The organism is Streptomyces celluloflavus (genome assembly GCA_000720995.1).
GTDB classification, from domain to species: Bacteria; Actinomycetota; Actinomycetes; order Streptomycetales; family Streptomycetaceae; genus Streptomyces; species Streptomyces celluloflavus.
The window spans coordinates 117,672-141,638 of sequence record JOEL01000016.1; the positions used below are offsets into that span (position 1 = coordinate 117,672).

The window sequence follows — 23,967 nt, forward strand, 5'->3', positions numbered from 1 at the left end:
GCCCGGTCCGCCACCGCATCCGGCCGCGGCCGGACGAGCGGTGCGTGCGGCGGGCGCGGCGGGTACATCTCTCCTGGCGGCCACCGGACCCGGTCCCGGCGGTCGCCAGGTCCGAGGGAACACACCGTGGCCGTCACGACGCGCCCGGGTGGCGCCGGACGAGACGAGAGGACGGGCCGACGGCGATGGGCGAGGACAGCGGCAGCGGGACCAGCGGGACCAGCGGGACCAGCGGGACCAGCGGGGGCACGGGGATCGAGGTGCGGGGTTTCCGGCCGGGGGACGGTCCGGGGCTGGTGGCGGCCTGGTGTCGCGGCCTCCCGTACGACCCCATCACCCCCCGGCGGTTCCGCGACAAGGTGCTGCTCGACGCCAACTTCGATCCGCCGGGCCTCCGGGTCGCGGTACGCGGCGGCGAGATCGTCGGCGCCGCCTACGGAGTGCGCCGCCTCGTGGCGATGACCGGTACCGACCGGGAACCCGACCGGGGCTGGATCCCCTTCTTCTTCGTCGTCCCCGACGCCCGGCGCACCGGCCTCGGGCGCCGGCTGCTCACCGACGTACTCGACTGGCTGCGCGGCCTCGGCCGCACCCGCGTGGACTTCGCCTCGTACACCCCGCACTACCTGCTGCCCGGCCTGGACCCGGACGCGTACCCCCAAGCCGCCCGCCTGCTCGGCGAGTTGGGATTCCGGACCCGCCACGAGGCCGCCGCGATGGACCGGAGCCTGGTCGGCTACCGGATGCCGGCGGCGGTGCTGCGGCGGGCCACGGACCTCACCGGTCTGGGCTACCGCTTCGCCACCCCCGCCGACGACGATCTGGTGGAGCTGCTGCGGCTCGCCGGGGAGGAGTTCTCCCCCGACTGGGCGTGGGCCATCCGCAGTTGCCTGGCCGCGGGTACGCCGCTCGACCGGATCGTCACCGCACGGGCCCCGTCCGGCGCACTCGTCGGCTGGGCCATGCACGGCGCGTACGAGGGCAGGAACGAAAGGTTCGGGCCCTTCGGGGTGCTGGCGGAACAGCGCGGCACCGGGCTGGGGCAGGTCCTCCTGCATCTGACGCTGGAACGCATGCGGGCACTGGGCGCGCACGGCGCCTGGTTCCTGTGGACGGACGAGCAGAGCCCGGCAGGACACCTGTACCGCCGGGCCGGCTTCCGGACGACCCGGACCTTCCGGGTACTGCGATGGGAGGACACATGAGACAGGGCGAACGGCCGGGGCGGTACGCGGGGCGCAGCGGCCGGCCCCGGCGGCGGCGCGCATGAGGCGGCGCCGGTTCCTCGCCGGACTCGCCGGTGCCGCCGCCGGCTGCGCCGCGCCCGACGGCGGCACGGGCCGTCCCGGCGACCCCGTCGTCCTGACCGTGCTGTCGCACTACGGAAGCGAACCGCTCAAGTCCGCCTTCCAGAAGGTCCTCGACGAATGGAACGCCGGCCACGACCGGGTGCGGGTGCGGTCCACCCCCGTCCGGTACGCGGATCTGCTGACCACCGCGATGGTCCGGCAGGCCGCGGGACAAGGCGCCGACATCCTCCACCCGTACACCCTCTGGGCCGGGCAGCTGACCCGCGCGGGCGTGCTGCAACCGGCGCCGCCCGGGGCGGCCGCGCTCATCCGGCACGGCTTCACCCGGGCCGCCGTCACCGCCGCCTCCGTACAGAACACGCTCTACGGCTATCCCACCGAGGTGCAGACCTACGCCCTCTACTGCAATATGCGGCTGCTGCGGGCGGCCGGTGTGACCCGCCCGCCGCGCACCTGGCGGGAGCTGGAGGACGCCGCGTACGCCAGCGCCCGGCACGACGGCCACGGCAACACGCTGGTGCAGGGCTTCGGACTGTCCCGCACCGAGGACGCCACCGTCGTGGGACAGACCCTGGCCCTGCTCGCCTCGTGCGGCGGCTCGTACCTCACGGCCGACGGGGGCCGCGCCGCCATCGACTCACCGGCGGGGCGGGCGGTGGTCGCTCTGGAGCGGCGGCTGATCGAACGGGGTGCCAGCAGTCCGGGCACCGACCTCTACCGGGCCTTCCCGTCCGGCCGGGTGGCGATGGCGATCAGCGCGGGCTGGTGGACCGGCAGTCTGAAGAACGCGATGGGGTCCGGCTACCGCGATGTCAGGGTGGTGCCGGTGCCGGGACCGGCCACGGGGGATCGGGGGACGCTCACCACCGGGTTCCTGCTCGGCGTCAACGCCAAGAGCCGGCACCCGCGGGCGGCCTGGGACTTCCTGCGCTGGCTCAACAGCGACGAGACGCGCGGAGGAGACGGTCCGCACACGGGGGACGGGACACCCGCGCCGCGCCCCACCGGAACCGCACCGGGCCGGGACACCCGGCTCCCCGGCGTCACCAGGATGAGCGCCCTCCAGTTCTCCGTCGGTTCGATGACCGGCCGCAGCCGCGATATGCGGGCCCTGCTGGGCACCACCGGGGACGCCAACCTCGTCCCGTTCCTCGACGCACTGGGCTACGCGACCCCGGAACCGAACGGCCCGCACGCCCAGAAGGCCAAATCGCTGCTGCGCAAGAACATCGAGGAGGTCTGGACCGGGCGGCGGTCCGTGGACGACGCCCTGCGCACCGCCCGCCGGCAGATCGACCACGCACTGTCCGGCGACCCGTAGCCCGCCGCCTCCCCCGAGGCTCCTCTCCTTTCTCTCCTACCGCTTCCGCAGAGAGGTGGTGTCCCCGCCCCATGGCCGCACCCGGCGGGCCGGCCCGGACCCGGCCCCGCAGCCGCCAGACCGCCGTCGCCTACCTGTTCCTGACCCCGGCCCTGCTCTTCTTCGCGCTCTTCCTCCTCCTGCCGCTGCTGTTCGCGCTGCTGCTGGCGCAGTCGCGCTGGGCGGGCTTCGACCTCGCCGACATCGAACCCGTCGGCCTGGCCAACTTCACCGGCCTCTTCGCCCATGGCGCCACCTTCCTGACCCCCGTCCTGACCAACACGTTCCTGTACGCGTTGGGCACCGTCGTCCTGGCGACGGCCGGCGCGGTGGTGGTCGCCACCTGCATCGACAACCTGCGCTGCCAGGGACTGTGGCGCACGCTCTACTTCCTGCCGGTCGTCACGACGGTGGTCGCCGTCGGCAACGTATGGAAGTACATGTACGAGCCCGGCGGCCTGGTCAACGGTGTGCTCAACGCCCTCGGACTCGGGTCCGTGGCGCTGCTCCAGAACCCCGGTACCGCCCTGCCGTCGGTCGTCGTGGTGCAGGCGTGGGCGTCCCTGGGGACCGCGATCCTCATCCTCACGGCGGGGCTCAAGGCGATCCCCGAGTCGTACTACGAGGCGGCGGAGCTGGACGGCGCCCGGCCGTTCACCGTGTTCCGGCGGATCACTCTGCCGCTGCTGCGGCCGTCCCTGGTCTTCGTGAGCATCACCCAGTTCATCGCCGGGTTGCAGTCGTTCGCGCTGATCATCGTCATGACCGGCGACGGCGGCCCCGGCGACGCGACCGACGTCGCCGCTCTGGAGATGTACCGGCAGGCGTTCACGTACGGCGACTGGGGCGGCGCGAGCGCTGCCGCCTTCGCGCTCTTCGTTCTCATTCTGGCGATCACCCTGGTGCAGTTGTGGCTCTTCCGGCGGAAGGGGAGTGAGGTGTGAGATGAGGCGGAACCGTGGCACGCGAGCGGACCGGGGCGCTAAGAGGTGCCGAGGCGGTGCAGGAGGGGAGCGAGGCCCGGTACGTCGGCGTTTCCCCTGGCTGTCGTATGCGGTGGTGGCCGTCGGCGCGGCCGTGATGGTCGTGCCGTTCCTGGACCTGCTGATGTCATCCCTCAAGGGGTCCGGCGAGTACGGCAGACTGCCGTACCGCTTCCTGCCCGAGGCGTTCGACCTGTCCAACTACCGCGCCGCGTTCCAACGGCTGGACCTGCCCCTGCTGTTCCGCAACAGCACGGTCGCCACCGCGGTGATCACCGGCTCCACGCTGCTGACCTCGTCCCTCGCGGGTTACGCGCTGGCCAAACTCCGCTTCCCGGGGCGGGAGCTGATCTTCCGGCTGGTGCTGGCGACGATGATGTTCCCGCCGTTCCTCTTCTTCATCCCGCACTTCCTGATCCTGGTGCACTGGCCGCTGGCGGGCGGCAACGACCTCCTCGGCAGCGGCGGCGCGGGTCTCACGGTCAGCCTCGCCGCGCTCGTCATGCCGTTCCTGGTCTCCGGCTTCGGGATCTTCCTGATGCGGCAGTTCATCGTCGCGATCCCCGACGACATCCTGGAGGCGGCCAGGATCGACGGAGCAGGGGAGTTCACGCTCTGGTGGCGGATCGTGGTGCCGCAGACGAAGCCGGTCGCCCTCACGCTCGCCCTGCTCACCGTCGTCAACGCCTGGAACGAGTACATCTGGGCGCTCCTGGTCTCCACCGCCAACCCCCGGCTGATGACGCTCCCCGTCGGCATCCAGTTGCTCCAGAGTTTCCTCGACCCCGACCGGATGGTGCCCGTCATGATGGCCGGACTGGTGCTCAGCTCCGTCCCGGTCCTGCTCTTCTTCCTGCTGCTCCAGAAGCACTACCTCCGCGGGGTCATGCTCAGCGGACTCAGATGAGGCCGAGCCGGCGCGCGCGGGACGGTGCCGGGTACGCGTAGTACGCCCCCTGTTCACCCTTTTGAGTTATCCCCACGGGCCGCGCCGGCTGCCAGCATTGCCGACGGCATGCAGTGCGTCCGGCCCTTCCCGGTGCCGTTCCTGCCGTCCCGCCGCAGGTCAGACGCATTCCGGCGGGCCCGTCGTCGAAAGGAATCCGGCATGCGAGCACGCGAACTCTCTCCCGCCGACCGCGAGCGGACCACACCGCCGCGGCATCGGCTGCTCGGCCTGGCCGCCGTCGCGCTGGCCGGTGCGCTGGCCTTCAGCGCGGCCGCACCGGCCGGCGCGGCCACCGGGCAGCGGATCAACGGCTGCGGCTGGAACGGGAGGAGCTCCGGCAAGCACCCCTTCTACGAGCACTGCGCGACCAATACCAATGTGTGGATCCAGGTCAAACGATTCCCGCGAGGCAATTACCACCGCTGCGTCGGGCCGGGCAAGACCGTCCTGGACATCGACGCGACGGGTGCCTGGTACGACAGCGGCTACCGGGGCGGACTCTGCAAGCACCCCGGAGACACCGGTTCCTGACGCCGCGTCGGTGCACCTTCGCACCTCGCGTGATCGGCCGCGCCGGCGCGGCCAGGGCTGATCCGCCGGACGAAGGCCGGTGCCGGGTGAGTGAAGGCTCCGGCCCGGCCGGTCAGGCGGAGCGCGTCATACCGTGCGCCGGTGATCGGTGACGAGTTCGTCGAGCCGGCGCCGGGCACGGGCGGCGCGTACCGGATCGGCCGCCGAGAGGTCGGCCGGTGTGGGCAGCAGCGCGGCCAGGCCCCAGGCCCGGCCGCGCGCCCAGGTCGCGTCGTCGACCGACAGCGTGGTGCGGAAGACGTCCCGGGCCTCGCTGGACAGGACCGTCCACGCGGCGATCAGATCGCAGGCGGGATCGCCCACGGCCAGTGTGCCGAAGTCGATGACGGCGCTCAGCCGGCCGTCGACGGTCAGCAGGTTCCCCGGAGCGGGGTCCCCGTGGATCCAGACGGGCGGGTCGTCCCACGCCGGTGCCGCCAGGGCCGCCTCCCACACGGCGGTCAGCGCGTCGGTGTCGACCAGGCCCTTCAGGGCCGCGATGCCGGGACGCAGACGCGTCTCCACCACCGCGGAGTCCCGCTCGTCGCCCACGGGCACACCGCGAAAAGCGTTGCTCCACTCGGGCGGCGGGCCGTCGGTGGCGTCGATCCGCTGGAGAGCCGCCAGGAAACCCGCCAGCTCGGTCGCCGTCCGGCACGGATCGGCGAGGTGCTCGGGAGTCGCGTTCTCGCCTTCGAGCCACTGGTAGACGGACCAGGGAAGGGGGTAGCCCGCGGCGGGGCGCCCCTTCGCGAGCGGGCGGGGGACGGTGAGCGGCAGCTGCGGGGCCAGCCGCGGCAGCCACCGCTGCTCCCGCTCCACCTGCCCGGCCCATCGGGAATAGCGGGGGAGCCGCACGGACATTTCCTCGCCGAGGCGATAGGTCACGTTGTCCACCCCCGGCGAGGGGACCGGCGCGAGCGGCAGCTCCGCCCACCGGGGGAACTGTTCCGCGAGCAACCGGCGCACGAGCGCCTCATCGATATGCATCTCGACGGAAGACATGTCATCGGCGGACAATGCGTGACTCCTCGGAATTTCCCTCGCACGAGCCGCACCCCGTGGGGCGTCGGCGGGCCGCTTGATTCCACCGGCCGGGCGTCTGTCTGTCCACTCAATTTCCGGCGACCGGAGCGGACGGCGCCCGGCCGGTGGGCTGACGGAACGCGGCAACGCGTCGCTCCACATCGCGCGATGCGGAGCGACACGATGCGCACCGCGGGAGGCCGCGAGCGGCACACGGTGAGCGGGGCCGCCGCGGTGCCGGGCGTCAGATGGCGTACTGCCAGACGGTGAGCATGTAGGCGCCGTACCAGCAGCCGAAGAGGGTGGCGGCGGTCAGGACGGTGACCGTGGTGCGCCGGTGGGCGCGGGCCAGGGCGCGGGCGGCCGGGACGAGGAAGATCACCGCGGGGACCAGCAGCCGGAGCTTGGAGTGGTAGTAGTTGCTCTGGCCCAGCGTCATGACGACGATCCCGGTCCCGTACACCACCAGCGGCGGCCAGGCGTCGCGCCGCCAGGCGAGGACGGTGGCGCAGAGCAGCGCGAGCAGCAGCACGGCGGTGCTGACGGGGATCCAGCCGTCGCTGTGGGCCAGGGTCCGCCCGAGGAAGGCGAAGAAGGCGGCGCCGCCGTCCCAGTGGGTGCCCCACCCCGCCTTCTGGACGGTGAACCACGCGTCCAGGTGCCCGGTCCGCAGCCCTACCCACCACAGATAGGCGGGCGTGCCGACGCAGCCCAAGGCGACCCCGGCCACCGGCCGCCAGCTGATCCGGCGCTCGCGCAGCAGATGCAGCACCGCGGCGACCACCAGCGCCAGCACCACCGCTGCGGCCGCCGGCCGGGTGAGGCCGGTGAGCAGGGCCAGCACACCGGCGGTGAGCCAGGCGCGGTGGTGGGCGGCGAGCAGTGTGCCCGCGGCCAGGGCCAGGAACAACGACTCGCTGTAGCCCATGAAGAAGGACACGGCCATCGGCTGCGCCCCGGCGAGCAGCACGATGCCGATGGTCGCCGTGCGCCGCCCGTAGAGCCGTTCCAGCAGCCGGTGGACGACGATCAGCGTGGCGACCAGTGCCAGGTGGGCGCCGACGATGGCCGCGAGGCCGTGATCGAGGCCGGTCAGGCCGTGCAGGGCGCGGATCAGCAGCGGGTAGAGCGGGAAGAACGCCAGGTTGCTGCCGGTGAGCTCGCCCTGCGGGGTGTAGGTGAGCGCGTCGGCGTAGCCGTCGGCGGCGATGCCGACGTAGAGCCCGCCGTCCCAGGCGAGCAGCCGGTTACGCAGTCCGGGGCCGCCGGGCGCGGTCATCGCGGACAGCAGCACCAGGTGCACGATCGCGGTCAGGGCGTAGACCGCCAGTGCGGGCCGCACGGCGCGGTCGAGGCGCCGCAGCCGTCCGGAGAGCCGCGAGGCCGAGGGTGCCCCGGCGGCCGGGACCGAGGAGGCGGCCGCGGGCGCGGGTACCCGCGTGGCGGACCCGGCGGACCCGGCGGAGGCGCCCGTGGATATGCCGTCGGGTATCGGGTCCGTATCGCCCGGGTCCGGGTCGGAGGCGCCGGGTACGGACCGGTGCGCGCCGGGCTGTCCGGGGAGGCGCGGGGCAGAGGAGGAAGAGGGCATGGTTTCCGGGGTGGGTGGGGGAGTGGGCGGGACGGGGTGCCGGGCGGCGACGGGCTACGGGGCCCGTGGGCCGCGCGGTGCGGGTGCGTCAGCGTGGAGGCGGACCGCTCCCGGACCGGACGCCGTGCCCCGGCCCCGGCGGGGGGCTGGGACTTCCGGGCGGTGCGGGCCGGCCGAGGTGGCCGGCGAGCGCGGCCCTGGCTCTGGCGAGATGGGTCTTGACGGTGCCGACGGCCAGACCGGTCTCGGCGGCGATCCGCTCCACCGGCAGGTCGCACACGTAGAACAGGGCGGCGCAGTGCCGTTGCCGCGGAGGCAGCCGCCGCAGTGCCGCCGCGAGGTCGACCGCGTCCGGTCCGGGCTCCGCCGCGGTCGCGGGGTCGGCACGTCCGATCCAGGCCCGCAGCCCGCCGCGTACCGTGCGCCGGCGGCGGACCGCGAGCCGCCAGGCGACGGTGCGCACCCACGCTTCGGGCGCGCGCCGACCGTCCAGCCGGCGGCGTTTGCTCCAGGCCCGGACGAAGGCCTCCTGGACCGCGTCCTGGGCCTCGTGCAGGTCGCCGGTCATGACGTACAGCTGGCCGGTGAGCCGGTGGACCGAGTGCGCGTAGAACTCCGTGAACTCCTCCTCGGTCAACGTCGGCTCCTTGCGAGATCGGCTTCTGATGGGAGTGCGCCCGGGAGGGCGGGCCGGGCCGACGCGGCGAGACGCGGATCACGCGAGAAACGTGCGGCCCGCGCGTCCTGTCGGCAGCGCGGGTCCGTGCGTGCCCGTACGGGTGGTGGATGCCACGGGCCGGCGCCGTACCACCCGGCATGCAGCTTGACACGAACAGACGTCCGAGGCGCCTCCGGCCCCTCGTGCGCTCCGCGGGGTCCCTCTGCTATCGGTGGCGGGCGGCGCACCGGTACCGGCACACCGAGCAGGGGAGCGGCGGGGGTCCCGGCGGGTGGGGCCGCGCCCCCTGGTACCGGGGGCGAGTCGTGCGCCTGGGCGGGCCTGAGTACGGCTACTCAGGCACGTTAGGCACCTGACCGCTGGTCGCGACAGAGCCCCGACGGGTGGGATCGGTGCATGGAGTCAGAGCTGCCCACCTCACCGGAGTACCGGTCGGCCGGGCCCCGGGCCGGACGCCTCCTGCTCAGCACGCGGCGGTGGGGGATCGGCCTGGCTGTCGCCGCGCTGCTGTGCTGGGCCGCGGTCGCCGTCAACGGTTTCTTCGTGGAACTCGGCGGCGGGCCGGTGCGGTCCGCCGCCGAGTTCCACGAGCGCGACGCCCGGACCCGGCAGGCCGGTGGCCGGCTCGGCGCGGAGCTGCGGCTCGGAAAACTCGTCGACCACGCGGCCGACACCAGCGTGCGGTGCACGAGGGGCCTCGCCGCGAACGGCCCCGGCGAGGCCCGCGACGAGCCCTCCTACGAATGGGAGGTCACCTTCGGCAAACGGGCGGACTACGTGGCGGAGGTGCGGCGCCTCCGGGCGGAGTGGTGGGAGCGGGGGTGGCGGGTACACGACGGGCGCTCCGCCAAGGGGCTGCCGGTCGTCAGCGGCACCGACGACCACGGCATCGACATCGGCCTCGCCATCGATCCCGGCAGCTCCCGGCCGAAGATCTGGGCCGACGGAGGCTGCATCCGGCACCACGTACGGGACCCGGCCGCCACGCCGTGACGGGTATGCGTCGCCACCGCCCGGCTGGGCGACGCGGGCCTGACCCGTACGGACGGCAGTCGACGCGGAGGGTGCGCGGATCGCCGCACGGGCGGGCGTACGTCTCCGTATGCGCTGCCAGCCGGCCCGTACGTATGCGCCGCCCCCCGCCGTGGGGCTCCCCGCGTCCGCATGTGGCGGCGGTACTGCTCGCGGGGAACCCTTGAACGGACCCGGACCCGGACCCGGACCCGGACTCGGACCCGGACCCGGACTCGGACCCGGACCCGGACTCGGACCCGGACTCGGACCCGGTTTTGGACCCGGACCCGGACCCGGTCTTGGACCCGGACCGGAGCTCGGGCGGGTCCGGTCGGGGCATCCGGTCAGGACTGGGGCCGTCGGCCGTGATTGGCTCCCTTCCTGCGATGTGTCTTCTTCTTACGGCGCCGCTTCGATGACATGTCGTCTCCTCTCCCTCCAAGGCTTTTTCATCCGATATCCACCCTTTCATGTTGGGATCTCGACGGCGAGCGCCATGCTCGGAGAGGCCGTGCGGGGGTGCCGGGATGGTGACGGGGATGTGGCCCGCGGGCGGGCGGATTACGGACGGTCAGGCGCGTCGGGCGCGTCGGGCGTCGAGGCGCCGCGCACGTCCCGTGCCGCCGAGCACAGCGAGGATGAGTCCGCCGCCGATCCACAGCGCGCCGGTGGTGGCGATGGAGTCGACGGCCAGTCCGCCGAAGAGGGCGTCGAGCGTGATGGAGAGGTTGAACAGCGACACATGGAGCGCCGCGGCTACTCGGTACCGGGCGTCTTGCGGGTCGTGACGTTCATGCGGTTCCACGTGTTGACCGTGAAGATCAGCGCGATCAGCTGGGCGGTCTCCTTCTCCCCGAAGCACTCGGCGGCCTCGGCGTAGACCGCGTCGCTCACGCCCTCCGGAAGCAGCGTGACGGCCTCGGTGAGCGCCAGAGCCGCGCGCTCCTCGACGGTGTAGAGGCTCGACTCCCGCCAGGCGGTGAGCTGGTAGATCCGCTCCTCGCTCTCGCCGGCCTTGCGGGCGTCGCGCGTGTGGTAGTCGATGCAGTAGGCGCACTTGTTGAGCTGCGAGGCGCGGATCTGGACCAGTTCGAGGAGGACGGGGTCGAGACCGTCACGGGCGGCCGCGTCCAGGGCCAGTACGGCCTTGAAGACCTTCGGGGCGACCTGGGAGAAGTTCATGCGCTCGGAAACCTGAAAAGTTGTCATACCGCGACTCTAGGAAACCGATCGCCCCTCGGTATGGTGCATTCCCGTGGACAATTCTTGGGGCAATTCCTCGAAGGCGGGCAGCGCGACGGAGGCGGGCGGCACGCCGGACATGGATGACGCGACGGGTGCGGGCGCCGATCTGCACCTCGTGCTGACGGGGCCGGGCGGCATCCGCGCCCGGTTGATGCGCGCGTTGCGCGAGGCGATCGACTCGGGCCGGCTGGCACCGGGCACCCGGTTGCCGCCGCACCGCACCCTCGCCGCCGACCTGGGCATCTCCCGCAACACCGCCGCCGACGCGTACGCGGAACTCGTCGAGGAGGGCTGGCTGACCGCCCGGCAGGGGTCGGGAACGCGGGTCGCGCGCCGGGCCGTGCCCCTCGACGCGGCATCGGCACGGGCACCGGTCCGGCCGACTCGACGCCGTCCGGTCTACGACCTCATGCCCAGCTCGCCCGACGCGGCCGCCTTCCCCCGCGCCGCCTGGGCCGCCTCGGCGCGGCGCGCGCTGACGGCCGCGCCCAACGACGCCTTCGGGGTCGGCGACCCGCGCGGCAGGATCGAGCTGCGCCGCGCCCTGGCCGAGTATCTGGCGCGCGCCCGCGGGGTGCGCACCGACCCCGCGCGGATCGTCGTCTGCGCCGGATTCGCCCACGCGATCCGGCTGCTGTGCGCGGTGCCGTCGGTGCGGGAAGGGCCGATGGCCGTCGAGGCGTACGGCCTGGCCTTCCACCGCGAGCTGGTCGCCGAGACCGGTATCCGCACGGTTCCGCTCACCATCGACACCCACGGCGCACGGATCGACGAGCTGCCCGGCACCGGCGCGAAGGCCGTCCTGCTCACCCCCGCCCACCAATTCCCCACCGGAGGCCCGCTGCACCCGGAGCGGCGCGCGGCCGTCGTCGACTGGGCGCGGGCCGCCGGCGGGGTGGTGCTGGAGGACGACTACGACGGCGAGTTCCGCTACGACCGGGAGCCGGTCGGCGCCCTCCAGGGCCTCGACCCGGAACACGTCGTCCACCTCGGATCGGTCAGCAAGAGTCTCTCGCCCGCCCTGCGGCTGGGGTGGATGGTCCTGCCCGGCCGGCTCGTCGACGATGTGCTCGCCGCCAAGGGGGCCCGCGAGATGTGGTCGGGCGTCGTCGAACAGCTCACTTTCGCCGACTTCCTTACGAGCGGCGCCTACGACCGGCAGCTGCGCCGCATGCGCCGGATCTACCGGCAGCGCCGCGACCGGCTCGTCGCCACCCTCGCCGACCGGGCACCCCACGTGCGGGTCAGCGGCATCGCGGCGGGACTGCACGCCGTACTCGAACTCCCGCCCGACACCGAGCAGGACACCCTGCGTGGCGCCCGCCGCCAAGGCCTGGCCCTGGCCGGCCTCACCCCCTACCGCCACCCCGACACCACGATGCCCGCCCGCGACGGCCTCGTGCTCGGCTACGGAACCCCGACCGAGCACGCCTTCAGCGCCGGGCTCGACGCCCTGTGCCTGGCGCTGCCGGATCCCCAGGAGGATCCGGAGCACCGGGACGCGGCCCGGCGCGGCTCTCCGCCTCTCCTTCGGCGCAGCGGGGTTCCGGAGGTTCGTGCGGCGCGGCGGTAGGGCGGGGGACCCGTACCGGCTGGTGCCGTTGTACGCGGCGGCGGGGCCTCGTCGGGCGCCGGTACGCCGACGCTAATGGGCCGGGTGAGGCGATCGAGGTGGGTAAGGCAAGTGAGGCGGTGTGGGCTGGTGTTGGTGGTGTGGAGTTCCCCGAGTCCGCCAAGTGCTCCGTTCGGCCCCGGATTTCGGCCATCTGCGGCGGTGGGGGTGGGCTTCGTGCCGGCGTTCGGACCGCGCGGCGGTGTGGCCTGAGTGGGGCGTTGGTACGGCTGGGGAAGCCGTGTCGCGTACGGCCTTGCCGGGAGGGCTCTCCTCGTGGCCTCGATTGCCGCCCCTGTCCCGCGTTGCCGCTTCGGGGGCGGGGTGCGTGGGCGGCGGCGTGAAAGTGCCCCCGAATGAATGGCATTACCAACCGATGGTTGTTGCATGACCATCTCTTGACTAATGTCGCTGTGGTCGGTCGGTGACCGGCTGTGACGCGGTGCGTTACCCGGCCGTCGCCGTCGGCCGGGCGTTCGCCACCGGCGACTCCGCCCCTGCCGGGCATGAGTCAGACCGTCCGGCAGTGGCAAGACCGTCCGACCCGAGCAAGTCCGCACCATCACGAGCAATGTCCGCACCACCACGAGAAAACCGGGGGGCACGCCAAATGGCGTGCCACACCCGGTCCATCCGGCGCGTGCCGATACTGGGCCAACCTCAGGCTTGCCGGCATCAGTTGGTCCCCGTACGGGCATGCGCCCAACTTCGCGGAGGATACCGTGAACCATCCGAACCGGCTACGCGCGGCCATCGACGCACCCGGCACCACGCCCCTGATCGGGGTCTTCGACATGTTCTCGGCCTCGGTCTCGGCCCAGCACTACGACGGGATGTTCGTCTCCGGCTTCGGCTTCGCCGCCTCCCACTACGGGCTGCCGGACATCGGGTTCATCGCCTGGCCCGACATCGTCGCCTTCGTCCAGAGACTGCGGCTGGCGTTCCCGCAGCAGCACCTCCTCGTCGACATCGACGACGGCTACGTGGACCCGGAGACGGCCTGCCACGTCGTCCAGCAACTGGAGGCGAGCGGTGCGTCCGGGGTGATCCTGGAGGACCAGAAGCGACCGCGTCGCTGCGGGCACGTGGAAGGCAAGCAAATACTGCCCCTGGAGGAGTACTTGGAGAAGCTGGAGATGGTGCTCGCGGCCCGCCGCGACCTGCTCGTCGTGGCCCGTACGGACGCCACGGAGGAGAGCGAGATCCTCCGCCGCGCCAAGGCACTGGCCGCCACCGATGCCGATGTGATCCTGGTCGACGGCGTGCGCAGCGTCGACCGGATCCGTACGGTCCGCGAGGTCATCGGCAACAAGCCACTGCTGTTCAACCAGATCGCCGGCGGCAAGTCTCCCCGCCTGTCCCTGTCCGAACTCGGCGACCTGGGCGTCGACGTCGCCATCTACAGCACCCCGTGCCTCTTCGCCGCCCAGAGCGCCGTCGACCGTGCGCTGGCCGACCTCAAGGCCGCCGACGGACGGCTCCCCGAGCCCACCCCGGAGAGCGTCGGCGTGCCCGAATGCCTCGCCCTCCTGGAGCGCAACCTGAGCCGCCATCACCCAACGGTCCCGGCTTCGTGAGCGTGACTTCGTAACGCACCGGCCGGGCGCGCGTCCCGCGGGCGATGCCCGCGCACCGGGCCCGGCCGGGTACCTCACGCGGACCCGGCCGGGCAGCCGTCCCGGCCGGGCCCGCCCGCCGTCCGGAAGGTGCTTGTCCATGCGCATAGTCCGCGGGCCGCTGCGCCGCGTCGACTGGTACATCATCGCCCTGCTCGCGGTCATCGGACTGGCCGCCCTGCTCCCGGCACGGGGCCTGGCGGCCGACGGGCTCGGCTGGGCCACGAAGGCCGCCGTGGCACTGCTGTTCTTCCTCTACGGCGCCCGGCTGTCCCCGAAGGCGGCGTACGAAGGGCTGCGCCACTGGCGGCTCCATGTGCCGATCCTGCTGCTGACCTTCGCCGTCTTCCCGCTGCTCGGACTGACCGTGCTGCTGCTCCCGCCGACCTGGCTCGGCCCTGGGCTGACCGCCGGTGTGCTGTTCCTGTGCCTGCTGCCCTCCACCGTCCAGTCGTCCGTCGCGTTCACTTCCATCGCCCGCGGCAATGTGACGGCCGCGGTCTGCTCCGCGACCTTCTCCAGCCTGCTCGGCCTGGTCATCACGCCGCTGCTCGCCGTCCGGCTGCTGGGCACCGGGCAGGAGGCCGGGTCGCTGATCTCCGCCGCGCAGGCCATCGGCATCCTCGTCCAGCTCTTCCTCCCGTTCGCGCTGGGGCAGTTGGCCCGGCCCTGGATATCCGCCTGGGTCACGCGGCACCGGCGGCTGACCGTGCTGTGCGACCGGGGCTCGATCCTGCTGGTCGTCTACGCCGCCTTCAGCCAGGGCGTGACCGCCGGGATCTGGCACCAGGTTCCGCCCGCGCGCCTGCTGGCGCTGGTCGCCATCAGCCTGGCGCTCTTCGCCGCCACCTTCGGGCTGGCCGGCGCCGCCGCCCGGCTGCTGCGTTTCTCCCACGCGGACCGGGTCACCGCGGTCTTCAGCGGCTCGCAGAAAAGCCTGGCCAGTGGCCTGCCCATGGCCGCCGTCCTCTTCCCCGCCTCGGAGGTCGGCATCATCGTGCTGCCGCTGATGATCTACCACACCAGTCAGCTGCTGATCTGCGCCGCGCTCTCCCGCCGGTGGTCACGAGCCCCTGTCCTGCCGGATACGGCCCCCACTCGTACATCGTCGGCCGCCGCCGGTGCGGCGGGCCCGAACGGATGACGAGGGACGGTCCGCCGTCGAGGAAGGGGGGTGGGGAAGGGGAGCCCGGCGGATGTCGCAGTCACCCTGGAAAGCTCGGCGGGGTTGGCGGCGTGAGAGAGGCCGGCGCGGACCGTCGCAGGTGGCGGCAGTTGCCCAAGGCGGTCAGGGCGAAGACTCCCTCGTGGGGGGCCACTTGTTCCCGGTCCTCATCGGATACGGGCTCAGGGATAAGGCCCGCGGTCCATTCGCCGGACGTGAGTATGGCGCCCCCGGGCACGGCCTTGCCCGGCTGCCAGCCGCGCTGCCGCAGCCGCTCCTCCGCCTGATGGCGCTGCTGCATGGTCAGGACCTTCCGGGTCAGGTACACGACGAAGGCTTTGCAATCCCGCTCCGGGGCCGCGGGTTTCAACACCTTGTACGGGCCGAACCCATGGCCGGCGAAGACCAGGTCTCCGAGGACTTCCTCCTGTGGTTTGGCCGCGGGCGGGGTCGGTCGCGGTGCGTCGGTCTGCGGCGAACGCGCGGCGGGCGAGGCGGTCGGCGCAGCCGTGGCCGTACATGCCGTCACCGAGAGGGCAGCCACCACACACACGGCTGCCAGGACCCCGGGTCGTCTCATGCTCTCCCTCTCCTGTGGGCCGCTTCCATTCGCGGCGCAGCGAAACCGAACAGGAGTGTGGCATGCGGGAATTCCCCGCGGCCCACGTGGGGTGCGCCCCGGCTGTGGGCATCCCTGGCCCATCAACCGCACGGTGGGTACCGTGACGAGGCTTCCGCCGCTTGGCCGTGGCCGCCGCGTCCCGGTCCACCGGTATCCGGTCCGGTGCTCCATGGCCGGCCTCCTCGGCCACCGCCCAACTATTCGTTCGCCACAGGAGGCGTCAGCGCCCCATGCGGGTAAGCCACTTGTCTCCCTACGGATCGGTGGTGAACGTACGTGACGCGCGCGGCGCCGTCCGCGGGTTTCGGGCTGACCCCGGGAGCAGCCGCAGCCGTTCGTGGAGCTGTCCGAGCAGCAGGCGGAGCTGGGCGGGCGTCGTGGCGGTGCCGAACAGGTAGAAGTCGGGACGGATGACGGCCGCGATGTGCCGGTGCTCGCGCAGGTGCGGCAGATAGCCGCCGTCGGTGTCCAGGTAGCCGTGCGCGGGGGCGTCCCGGGTGTCCGGGGAGTGCAGCGGTACGACGGTCGCGCCGATGGTGTGGAGGAAGGCGCGGTCGGCGGCGGTGAGGGTGCCGTCGGGGAGTGCGCCGTCGGTGAGGACGGTGAAGCCGCCGCCGGTCACCTCGTCCAGCAGTGCGGTCCTGCCCCGGTGGCTGACGCGGTGCTGGGGGGTGAGGTGGCCGGCCTGGGGGCAGCGGGTGGTGCCGTCGGGGCCGCGCTGGAGGACGCCCTCGCCGAGCACGGGGGGCGGTGTGGGCGGCAGCGCGCGTGCGGGATCGGCGCCGGCGGCGATCATGCGGGCGTCGCGCGCGGCGGCCTCCTCGGGGTCCAGGACGCACATGATCCGGCCCAGCACCATGGACATGCCTATGGCGTGCCGGATGTGCGCGCTGCGCTCGCTGGTGTAGGTGTCGAGCAGATCCGGGGCCGCGGTGCCGTCCAGTACCAGGTCCAGCTTCCAGGCGAGGTTCATCGCGTCGCGCAGGCCCGAGCACATGCCCTGGCCGGCGAACGGCGGCATCTGGTGGGCGGCGTCCCCGGCCAGCAGCAGCCGTCCCTGCCGCCAGTGGTCGGCCCAGCGCGCCTGGAAGGTGTAGACGGCGTGCCGTTCGAGGGTGCTGTTCTCGGGTGTGCGGCCCCATGGCTTCAGCAACGACCAGGCGGTTTCCCGGGAGTTGAGCTGCTCGGCGCTCTCCCCGGGCAGGCGCATGAACTCCCAGCGGCGGCGCCCGGGGCCGCCCGAGACGAGGGTGGTCGGCCGCCTCGGGTCGCACAGCTGCCAGTTCATGGGCGACCAGGGCACCTCGTCACGGGGAATGATGTCGACGATGAGCCAGTCGTGGAAGAAGCCCAGATCGGTGACGGAGGTGGCCATCCGGCCGCGGACGAAGCTGTTGGCGCCGTCGGCACCGATGACGTAACGGGCGGAGAAGGCCCGTTCGGAGCAGGTGTGCGTACGGGCGGTCAGCTGCACGGGGCCGTCGCCCGCCTCCCGCAGGTCCACCACCTCCAGACCGCGGTGGACGGTGACGGCGGGGAGTCCGGCGACGGCGGTGGCCAGTACGGACTCCAGCTCGGGCTGGGAGAAGAAGCTGGTGGTCGGCCAGCCGGAGGGGCCGGTCCCGGACCAGTCGATCCGTACCAGCCGTTCACCCTTGTGGTTGCGCCACTCGTAGTGGTCGGGGACCGGGGCGGTGACGGCGCCGACCTGCTCGCCGACGCCCGCGGCCTGGAAGATCCGGCCGATCTCGTGGTCGAAGTTCACGGCGCGCGGCAGGTCGTACGGACGCGGCCAGCGTTCGAGGACGACGACGTCGTGTCCGGCCCGGCCCAGCAACAGGGCCAGCAGCTGACCGACCGGACCGAAGCCGACGATCGCCACGTCGTGGACGGCCGGTGACTCGACGGTCACCGGTCACCCCGCCGCACTGTGGGCTCCGGTCATCAGCGCGGCCAGGTCCTCCGGGTGGAGGAAGGACGGAGGCGGCGGCGGACCCCAGGTGAACAGGCTCCTGGCGCCTTCGAGGACGTCGGGGGTCCACAGCTGGTCGTCGATGATGCAGTCCATATCGGAGTAGTACTCGGAGAAGTTGCCGGCCGGGTCCTTGAGATACCAGAAGAAATTGGACCCGGCGTGGTGCCGCCCCAGTCCCCAGATGTGCCGCTCGGGGTGGTGCTCCAGCATGGCGGCGGCGCCGCGGCCGACCTCGTCGACGTCATCGACCTGCCAGGAGGTGTGGTGGAGGAAGGCGACGGGGGCGGCCAGCACCAGGATGTTGTGGTGGTCGGTGGAGCAGCGCAGGAACGCTCCGGTGTCCTTGAGGTAGTCGCTGGCCAGGAACCCCAGGCCGTCGCGGAAGAAGGCGGTGGTGGCGGCGAAGTCGGTGGTGCCGACGACGGCGTGACCGAGCTTGCCGGGCCGTACCGGTGCGGTACGCAGGACAGCGGGGGCGCGGGTGCCGGTGCGCTCCGCGCGACCGGGGCCGTTGTACGAGGTGGGCGGGGTGGCGGGCTGGGTGAGGCGCGGGGCGACCTCCAGGACGGCACGCACCCCCGTGGTCCTTTCGTACGCGGTCAGGGCGCTGTCCGTGGCCCGGCTCCCGATGCCCAGGCGCCGCAGCCGGGAGGCCGCGGCGGACAGGTCGTCGGGGGTGTCGGCGCCGACGCGGACCTCGACCAGGCGGCGGGTGGGGGCGTGGACGATACGGAGTTGGCGGCCGGCGTCGCGGGTGGTGAACCAGCCGTCGCCGTCGGGGGAGAGACCGAAGTCGGTGTAGTAGGCGGCTGTTTCGGCGGGGTGGGGAACCCCCATGGTGATGGAGGTCAGACGGTGCAGTGCCATGGGTAACTCCTCGGACGGAGCGCTGGGCAACATGCGTGCCGGGTGGGTGGACGGGAGAGGGAGCCCGCGGGCCGGGCGGCGGCGCGGTGCACCCTCTCGTTGCGCCGGGCGGCGGCGTCAGCCGGGGGGCCGGAGGCGTCAGCCGGGGCGCCAGAGGCGTCAGCCGGGGAGGAAAGTCTGGCGCAGTTCGCCGATTCCCTCGATGGCGCTGACGAGTTCGTCGCCGGGGGCCAGCCAGCGCTGCGGGTCGCGGCCGAGCCCCACGCCGGCGGGCGTGCCGGTGAAGATGACGTCTCCCGGGAGCAGCGGCAGCACCGCGGACAGCCCGGCGATCAGTGCGGGTACGGAGAAGATCAGGTCGCGGGTGCGGCCCTTCTGGACCTCCTCGCCGTTGATCGCGCAGCGCAGTTCGAGGTCGTCGGGGTTTGTGAACTCGTCCGGGGTGACCAGGAACGGCCCCATGGGGGCGAAGCCGGGGAAGGACTTGCCGAGGCTGAACTGCGGTGCGGGACCGGCGAGTTGGACGACCCGCTCGGAGATGTCCTGGCCGGCGGTGAGGCCGGCGACATGACTCCAGGCGTCGGCCTCGGACACCCGCTCGGCCCGCTTGCCGATGACCGCGACCAGTTCGATCTCCCAGTCGGTGTGGCCGCCCGGCGGGAGGGTGACCTCGGTGACCGGGCCGGTGATGCTGCTGACGTACTTGGTGAAGACCGGCGGCAGGCCCTCCGGCGCGGCGAACCCGGATTCGGAGGCGTGGTCCCGGTAGTTCAGGCCGATGGCGAGGAGCTGGCGGGGAGCCGGGGCGGGCGAGCCGAGGGCGGACGGTGCGAAGGCCGTCCCGGCCGGCAGTTCCGCCTGTCCGGCCCAGGCGCGGAATTCCGCCCACCGCTCGTAGACGGCCTGCGGATCGGCGGAGAAGAGGCCGCCGCTGGCCTGCTCGACGTCGATCGCCCGGTGGTCGGCGATCAGGACCAGGCGGCCGGAGAAGTTGGCGATACGCAACGGGAGCTCCTGTGCGGGGTCGCGGACCAACCGGGTGGTGTGGTGCCCGACGGCGCGGCGGTGACGGTGTCGGCGGTGAGAGCGGTGGCCACAGCACTGCGGACGCCTGCCGCCCGCTCGCGGATCGCCCGGTCACTCACTCGCTCACCCACTTACCCGCCGCGCACCGTTCGCCGTGCACTGCCCATCGTTCGCCATGCACCGTTCACCGCGGTTGGACCTATTCAGCATGATGATTACATTGATAATCCTCCACCGTCATACGCGCAGTCAAGGCCCCACGGCCGTAACCCTCATAATGAATTGCCCGGTAAGTGTCCGGCGCTCCACGGCAAGTGACGCGGCGTCGCCTGCCACGGAGCGGCGTACGGGGGCCGGTCAGGCTCCGGCGAGCAGTTCGGCCTCCTGCGCCGGGGACAGCCCGGTCGACAGCGCGGGCTCGCCGCGCTCGCGGTCCCAGGCCAGTACATCGGCCGCGGTCACCGCCAGCGGGGTCGCGGGCAGCCCGGCGGCCCGGGCGCGCGCCGTACTGCGCTGCTGGGAGGGCCAGTCCGACCGCACCAGCGGCAACACCGGCGAGACCGACTCGGGTGCCACCGGCACGATCTCGACCTGGCGGCCCGCCACGTGCGCACAGGTCTCGATGAGCCCGCCGAGCGTGGTGGGCTCGGCCGGGCCCATGGCGTGGAACGCGCCGGGCCGGTCGTCCGCCAGCAGCCGCACCACGAGGCGGGCCAGGTCGCGCGAGTCGACGATCTGCACGGGTTGCTCCGGGCGGCCCGGCAGCGCCACCCGGCCGCCGCGGGCGCCCCGGCGCACCCAGTAGGTGAACACGTCCGACGGGTCGTGCGGCCCGGCGACCCTCCCCGGCCGCACGATGGTGGCCCGTCCGCCGTACCGGGCGACCACATCGTCCTCACAGGCCACCTTGAGGGGCCCGTAGGTGTCCTCGGTGAGCTCCTCGGTGTCGCGCACCGGCGGCCGGCGCGGAGTGTCCTCGTCCGAGCCCGGTCCCACGCCGGTCCGGGCGTACACCGCGTTGCTGGAGATGAACAGATACCGGCCGACCCGGTCACCGAGCGCCGCCATCGCCTGCCCGACATGGCGCGGTACGTACCCGCTGACGTCGACGACCGCGTCCCAGCTGCCGTCGCGCAGCGCCGTGTAGTCACCGGTGTCCCGGTCGCCGATGCGCCGCGGTACGTTCGGGAAGAGACCGGCGCCGGTCCGGCCACGGCTGAACAGGGTCACCCCGGCATCCTGGTGCAGCGCCTCCGCCACGATCGCCCGGCCCACGAACGAGGTGCCGCCAAGTACGAGAATTTTCATGGTGCCCGACACTAACGGCACCCGCTGGCACGCCGGGTGAATACCGGGCGGCGGCCCCGGGGCGTGGCGCTTCGGCGTGCCGCGTCGGTGTGGCTCGGTCCGCGCCGTCGCCCGGCATCTCCCGTGCGTCCTGGTGGTCTTGGGCCGAAGCCGGCCCAAGACCACCGTGGGTTCAGGCCGTCGTCCGCTCCACGGGGATCCAGAGCTCGGCCTCGGCCTCCGACGCGTCCGGCGACAGCCGTGTGCGCAGAATCTCGGGACCCGGCCTGCTCCGGTACGGATTCGACGGGAACCACTGCGTGAACACGTCCCGCCACAGGTACTGGAGCGTCTGCGGGAACGGCCCGGAGTTCTCGAAGACGGCCCAGGTCCCCGCCGGGATGGTGAGAGCGTCCAGATCCTCAGGGGTTGCGGAACGGGTCACGACGCCGTGGTAGTAGTCGAGTTCGGTGCCCTCCGCCCGGCTGTCGGCGAGGTTGTCGCACACCGCAACGATCCCCTCCGGCTCCTGGTCGGACAACGCCTCGATACGCCGTAGCGTCTCCTGGCCGATGCCCTGGATGAACGCGGCGATGGCCGGGTTCACCCCCTCGTGGACGAGGGGGACCCGAGCCCTCTTGCCGGCCACACGGAACTCCTCCTTCTCCACTATCCGGTATCGCATGGTGGTGCTCCCTTCGACGACGAGGCGGAAGGACATCCGTGGCTGGGAGCGCAGCGCCGCGCCGGTCCGCCTGGCCTCGCCGGGACCGACCCCGTGCAGGGCACGGAACGCCCGCGCGAACGCCTCGCCCGAGCCGTAGCCGTAGCGCACCGCGACGTCCAGCAGGGTGCGCTCTCCGGCGAGCACCTCGGCACCCGCGACGGTCAGCCGCCGGCGCCGGATGTACTCCGACAGCGGGATCCCCGCCAGCGCGGAGAACAGCCGCCGCAGGTGGTACTCCGACGTCACCGCGATCCGTGCCAGTTCGGCCACCTCGATCCGCTGGTCCAGGTGGCGCTCGATGTGCTCCATGGCCTGGTTCAACGGCTCCAGCACTCCGGCCTCCTTCCCTTTCGGTCACTCACGTTAGGGAGGGCCCGCCCCGCCGGACCCGACTTCCCGTGCCCGCTCCGGTCGGGTGGCCCGAGGCATCGGCAATCGCACAGGACGCTCGGCCGGAAGCCGGAATTAGCACGGGAGTTGGCCGCGTCCCAGGCGGATCGCGCAAGCCTCACACCTGTTCCGGCTGGTCGAGGCCGAACTCCCGCAGGCAGGGCGCCAGACCGCTGAGGGTGACCTCCGGACGGTCCGTCAGCTCCCACCGGTCCCGGGTCAGGCGCAGCCGCTGGGAGACGACGGCGCTGCCGTGCAGGACGTCCCGGGCGATGCCGTCGGGCCGGTAGCCGAGCTTGTCGGAGACGCGCAGCGGGGCGGCGTTGTCGGTGAACGAACTCGTCGTGGCCTCATGGGCGCCGAGGCCGGCAAATGCCAGATGCAGCACGGCCGAGCGCATCTCGCGGCCGATGCCCTGCCCTTGATGCCCGAGGCCGAGCCAGGACGCGGTCCCCACCTCGCGGAGGATCCCGAAGTTCCGGGCCTCCATTTCCTGCACACCCACCGGGCGGCCGTCCACGAAGACCGCCAGGTCGAGCGTCCAGTCCTGCGGCGTCCAGGTGCCGCGCCGGGACCAGTGGCGCCGCAGTGTCTCGCGCGCCCGCTCGGCCGGCGGCAGATCCGTCCAGGGCGTCAGGAACGGCCGCCGGCCCGGCTCGTGCACTCCCTGCGCGGCCACGTCGGCCAGTTCGGCCAACTCGTCCTCGGTGGGGAGCCGTAGCTCCAGCCGGGAGGTCCGCACGCGCAGCCCCAGCAGGGGCCAGTGATCGATCAGCATGGGGCATTCTGCGCCCGCGATTCCGGACGACGCACCTCGTTTACGCCGTCCCGCCGCCCGCCGATGCGGACCCGCTCGACGACGTGGACCCGCCCTACGACGCGGACCCGTCCGCGTCCCGCGAGGACGGTGGCACGGCCGTGCGGCGGTACACGTCAGGCGGCGGTGGCCCCGGCCGCGCGGTCCGCCAGTGCCCGGATCTCGTCGGCGTAGCGCGGCCAGACCTCGCGCGGCAGGAAGTGGCCGACCCCGGGGAAGGTGACGAGCCTGGCGCCGGGGATGGCCGCCGCGGTACGGCGGCCGGCCGCGGTGCGCAGGATCTGGTCGTCCTCCCCGTGCAGGACGAGGGCGGGCATCCGCAGTTCGGCGAGGCGTCCGCCGTGCCACTTGGCGCCTATCTGGCGGCTCTGCGCATCCTGGTCGCGAAAGCCGGCGATCCCCCGCGCCGCCTCCCGGGCGACGGTGTCGCGCACCTCGTCCGCGTCGAACGGATAGCCGGGGGAGGCCAGGGCGCGGCCCACCGCGAGCGCCAGGGCGAGGTCGCCGTCGCGCCCCTCCGGGAAGCGCATCCTGGCCATCCGCAGCGGTGTGCCCAGGCGCAGATAGCGCAGTACGCCCAGGCCCTTCGCATCGCTGGGCAGGGCGGACGAGGAGGTGACGCTGCGCACCCGGCCGGGGTGGCGCAGTGCGATGCGCTGGGCCAGGAGGCCGCCCATGGAGTGGCCGAACAGGTGCGCCGAGTCCCAGCCGACGGCGTCCAGGACGGCGGCCGCGTCGTCGGTCAGGTCCTCGGCGCTGTAGGCCGGGGGTTGCCGGCGGAAGAGCGTGGCGAGCGGGGTGCGGCGAGGGGCACAGGGCAGATGGGTGGACTCGCCGGCGTCGCGCTGGTCGTAGACCACCACGTGGAAGCCGCGGTCCACCAGCGCGTCGAGCAGCCCCTGCGGCCACCAGAAGCGCGAGGCGGCGAGCCCCATGACGAGCAGCAAGGGGTCGCCGCCGGTGCCGCCGTGGTCGGTGAGGGCGAGCTGGACGGCGCCGTTGCGTGCGAAGCGCACCGGACCGGGGGCTGGACGGGACATGGCCTCTCCGTAAGTTGTTAGGCGGCCCGGGAGGGCCGGGTGTGGCTTATGGCTTCTTGCCTTCAGTGGCTTCCGAGGAGTGGCCGCCCGGCTCTC

The 23,967-nt window shown here is 72.8% G+C and carries 22 protein-coding genes; 9 read left to right on the top strand and 13 right to left on the bottom strand.

What is annotated here, in order from left to right; translation table 11 throughout:
- The first annotated feature begins 185 nt into the window (after nt 1–185).
- From IH09_RS17580 to IH09_RS17600, 5 genes are all read left to right on the top strand, one after another.
- Nucleotides 186–1,205, top strand: a complete 1,020-nt coding sequence (locus IH09_RS17580; RefSeq protein WP_094790827.1) for a GNAT family N-acetyltransferase — start codon at nt 186–188, stop codon at nt 1,203–1,205.
- A 61-nt stretch (nt 1,206–1,266) separates the two neighbouring features.
- Nucleotides 1,267–2,631: an extracellular solute-binding protein gene (locus IH09_RS17585; RefSeq protein ID WP_052857230.1), complete on the top strand. Its 1,365-nt coding sequence runs from the start codon at nt 1,267–1,269 to the stop codon at nt 2,629–2,631.
- Between the two features lie 71 nt (nt 2,632–2,702).
- Nucleotides 2,703–3,614 (top strand): carbohydrate ABC transporter permease, encoded by a 912-nt coding sequence (locus tag IH09_RS17590; protein WP_052857231.1) that lies wholly within the window; start codon nt 2,703–2,705, stop codon nt 3,612–3,614.
- A 115-nt stretch (nt 3,615–3,729) separates the two neighbouring features.
- On the top strand, nt 3,730–4,560 hold the full coding sequence (locus IH09_RS17595) for a carbohydrate ABC transporter permease (RefSeq protein ID WP_318279480.1): 831 nt from the start codon (nt 3,730–3,732) through the stop codon (nt 4,558–4,560).
- A 201-nt stretch (nt 4,561–4,761) separates the two neighbouring features.
- On the top strand, nt 4,762–5,133 hold the full coding sequence (locus IH09_RS17600) for a DUF6355 family natural product biosynthesis protein (protein WP_240150839.1): 372 nt from the start codon (nt 4,762–4,764) through the stop codon (nt 5,131–5,133).
- A gap of 126 nt (nt 5,134–5,259) precedes the next feature.
- Here IH09_RS17600 and IH09_RS17605 read toward each other — a convergent pair whose 3' ends face one another.
- The 3 genes from IH09_RS17605 to IH09_RS17615 all read right to left on the bottom strand — a co-directional run bounded on the left by IH09_RS17605 (nt 5,260) and on the right by IH09_RS17615 (nt 8,426).
- Entirely contained in the window at nt 5,260–6,192 is a 933-nt protein-coding gene (locus IH09_RS17605; protein ID WP_240150840.1) for an aminoglycoside phosphotransferase family protein, read from the bottom strand.
- 250 nt (nt 6,193–6,442) lie between these two features.
- Entirely contained in the window at nt 6,443–7,789 is a 1,347-nt protein-coding gene (locus tag IH09_RS17610; protein ID WP_094790824.1) for a glycosyltransferase family 39 protein, read from the bottom strand.
- A gap of 88 nt (nt 7,790–7,877) precedes the next feature.
- Entirely contained in the window at nt 7,878–8,426 is a 549-nt protein-coding gene (locus IH09_RS17615) for a sigma-70 family RNA polymerase sigma factor (protein ID WP_094790823.1), read from the bottom strand.
- A 438-nt stretch (nt 8,427–8,864) separates the two neighbouring features.
- On the opposite strand from IH09_RS17615, the gene IH09_RS39115 reads away from it, so the two are divergent.
- Nucleotides 8,865–9,461, top strand: a complete 597-nt coding sequence (locus IH09_RS39115) for a hypothetical protein (RefSeq protein WP_052857232.1) — start codon at nt 8,865–8,867, stop codon at nt 9,459–9,461.
- A gap of 592 nt (nt 9,462–10,053) precedes the next feature.
- Here IH09_RS39115 and IH09_RS39120 read toward each other — a convergent pair.
- Both IH09_RS39120 and IH09_RS17625 read right to left on the bottom strand, forming a co-directional pair.
- Nucleotides 10,054–10,224 carry a hypothetical protein gene (locus IH09_RS39120; protein WP_172450398.1) on the bottom strand — a complete coding sequence of 57 codons (171 nt, stop codon included), beginning with the start codon at nt 10,222–10,224 and terminating at the stop codon, nt 10,054–10,056.
- 14 nt (nt 10,225–10,238) lie between these two features.
- The gene (locus IH09_RS17625; protein ID WP_052857233.1) at nt 10,239–10,664 is read right to left on the bottom strand and encodes a carboxymuconolactone decarboxylase family protein; all 426 of its coding nucleotides are present in this window, start codon (nt 10,662–10,664) and stop codon (nt 10,239–10,241) included.
- Nucleotides 10,665–10,803: 139 nt separating this feature from the next.
- Here IH09_RS17625 and pdxR point away from each other — a divergent pair, with 139 nt between their 5' ends.
- The 3 genes from pdxR (at nt 10,804) to IH09_RS17640 (ending at nt 15,099) form a co-directional block, all read left to right on the top strand.
- Nucleotides 10,804–12,300 carry a MocR-like pyridoxine biosynthesis transcription factor PdxR gene (pdxR, locus tag IH09_RS17630; RefSeq protein WP_240150850.1) on the top strand — a complete coding sequence of 499 codons (1,497 nt, stop codon included), beginning with the start codon at nt 10,804–10,806 and terminating at the stop codon, nt 12,298–12,300.
- A 761-nt stretch (nt 12,301–13,061) separates the two neighbouring features.
- The gene (locus tag IH09_RS17635; RefSeq protein ID WP_052857234.1) at nt 13,062–13,916 is read left to right on the top strand and encodes an isocitrate lyase/PEP mutase family protein; all 855 of its coding nucleotides are present in this window, start codon (nt 13,062–13,064) and stop codon (nt 13,914–13,916) included.
- Nucleotides 13,917–14,055: 139 nt separating this feature from the next.
- The gene (locus IH09_RS17640; protein WP_052857235.1) at nt 14,056–15,099 is read left to right on the top strand and encodes a bile acid:sodium symporter family protein; all 1,044 of its coding nucleotides are present in this window, start codon (nt 14,056–14,058) and stop codon (nt 15,097–15,099) included.
- Nucleotides 15,100–15,160: 61 nt separating this feature from the next.
- Here IH09_RS17640 and IH09_RS17645 read toward each other — a convergent pair whose 3' ends face one another.
- The 8 genes from IH09_RS17645 to IH09_RS17680 form a co-directional block, all read right to left on the bottom strand.
- On the bottom strand, nt 15,161–15,700 hold the full coding sequence (locus IH09_RS17645; protein ID WP_190233325.1) for a hypothetical protein: 540 nt from the start codon (nt 15,698–15,700) through the stop codon (nt 15,161–15,163).
- A 295-nt stretch (nt 15,701–15,995) separates the two neighbouring features.
- Nucleotides 15,996–17,654, bottom strand: a complete 1,659-nt coding sequence (mhpA, locus tag IH09_RS17650) for a bifunctional 3-(3-hydroxy-phenyl)propionate/3-hydroxycinnamic acid hydroxylase (RefSeq protein WP_110952385.1) — start codon at nt 17,652–17,654, stop codon at nt 15,996–15,998.
- Nucleotides 17,655–17,657: 3 nt separating this feature from the next.
- The gene (locus IH09_RS17655) at nt 17,658–18,584 is read right to left on the bottom strand and encodes a VOC family protein (protein ID WP_052857237.1); all 927 of its coding nucleotides are present in this window, start codon (nt 18,582–18,584) and stop codon (nt 17,658–17,660) included.
- Nucleotides 18,585–18,743: 159 nt separating this feature from the next.
- Entirely contained in the window at nt 18,744–19,589 is an 846-nt protein-coding gene (locus IH09_RS17660; RefSeq protein WP_052857238.1) for a fumarylacetoacetate hydrolase family protein, read from the bottom strand.
- Nucleotides 19,590–19,967: 378 nt separating this feature from the next.
- Nucleotides 19,968–20,918 (bottom strand): NAD-dependent epimerase/dehydratase family protein, encoded by a 951-nt coding sequence (locus tag IH09_RS17665; protein ID WP_052857260.1) that lies wholly within the window; start codon nt 20,916–20,918, stop codon nt 19,968–19,970.
- Between the two features lie 172 nt (nt 20,919–21,090).
- Nucleotides 21,091–21,957, bottom strand: a complete 867-nt coding sequence (locus IH09_RS17670; RefSeq protein ID WP_052857239.1) for an AraC family transcriptional regulator — start codon at nt 21,955–21,957, stop codon at nt 21,091–21,093.
- A gap of 175 nt (nt 21,958–22,132) precedes the next feature.
- The gene (locus IH09_RS17675) at nt 22,133–22,792 is read right to left on the bottom strand and encodes a GNAT family N-acetyltransferase (protein WP_052857240.1); all 660 of its coding nucleotides are present in this window, start codon (nt 22,790–22,792) and stop codon (nt 22,133–22,135) included.
- Between the two features lie 155 nt (nt 22,793–22,947).
- Entirely contained in the window at nt 22,948–23,871 is a 924-nt protein-coding gene (locus IH09_RS17680; RefSeq protein WP_052857241.1) for an alpha/beta fold hydrolase, read from the bottom strand.
- Between the last annotated feature and the right edge of the window lie 96 nt (nt 23,872–23,967).

Excerpts from the sequence above, each read along its gene's own strand:
- IH09_RS17585 (WP_052857230.1), top strand. The coding sequence starts at position 1,267 with ATGAGGCGGCGCCGGTTCCTCGCCGGACTCGCCGGTGCCGCCGCCGGC.
- IH09_RS17640 (WP_052857235.1), top strand. The coding sequence starts at position 14,056 with ATGCGCATAGTCCGCGGGCCGCTGCGCCGCGTCGACTGGTACATCATC.
- IH09_RS17645 (WP_190233325.1), bottom strand. The coding sequence starts at position 15,700 with ATGAGACGACCCGGGGTCCTGGCAGCCGTGTGTGTGGTGGCTGCCCTC.
- IH09_RS17590 (WP_052857231.1), top strand. The coding sequence starts at position 2,703 with ATGGCCGCACCCGGCGGGCCGGCCCGGACCCGGCCCCGCAGCCGCCAG.
- IH09_RS17675 (WP_052857240.1), bottom strand. The coding sequence starts at position 22,792 with ATGCTGATCGATCACTGGCCCCTGCTGGGGCTGCGCGTGCGGACCTCC.
- pdxR (WP_240150850.1), top strand. The coding sequence starts at position 10,804 with ATGGATGACGCGACGGGTGCGGGCGCCGATCTGCACCTCGTGCTGACG.
- IH09_RS17680 (WP_052857241.1), bottom strand. The coding sequence starts at position 23,871 with ATGTCCCGTCCAGCCCCCGGTCCGGTGCGCTTCGCACGCAACGGCGCC.
- IH09_RS17580 (WP_094790827.1), top strand. The coding sequence starts at position 186 with ATGGGCGAGGACAGCGGCAGCGGGACCAGCGGGACCAGCGGGACCAGC.
- IH09_RS17625 (WP_052857233.1), bottom strand. The coding sequence starts at position 10,664 with ATGAACTTCTCCCAGGTCGCCCCGAAGGTCTTCAAGGCCGTACTGGCC.
- IH09_RS17610 (WP_094790824.1), bottom strand. The coding sequence starts at position 7,789 with ATGCCCTCTTCCTCCTCTGCCCCGCGCCTCCCCGGACAGCCCGGCGCG.
- IH09_RS39115 (WP_052857232.1), top strand. The coding sequence starts at position 8,865 with ATGGAGTCAGAGCTGCCCACCTCACCGGAGTACCGGTCGGCCGGGCCC.
- IH09_RS17665 (WP_052857260.1), bottom strand. The coding sequence starts at position 20,918 with ATGAAAATTCTCGTACTTGGCGGCACCTCGTTCGTGGGCCGGGCGATC.
- IH09_RS17600 (WP_240150839.1), top strand. The coding sequence starts at position 4,762 with ATGCGAGCACGCGAACTCTCTCCCGCCGACCGCGAGCGGACCACACCG.
- IH09_RS17655 (WP_052857237.1), bottom strand. The coding sequence starts at position 18,584 with ATGGCACTGCACCGTCTGACCTCCATCACCATGGGGGTTCCCCACCCC.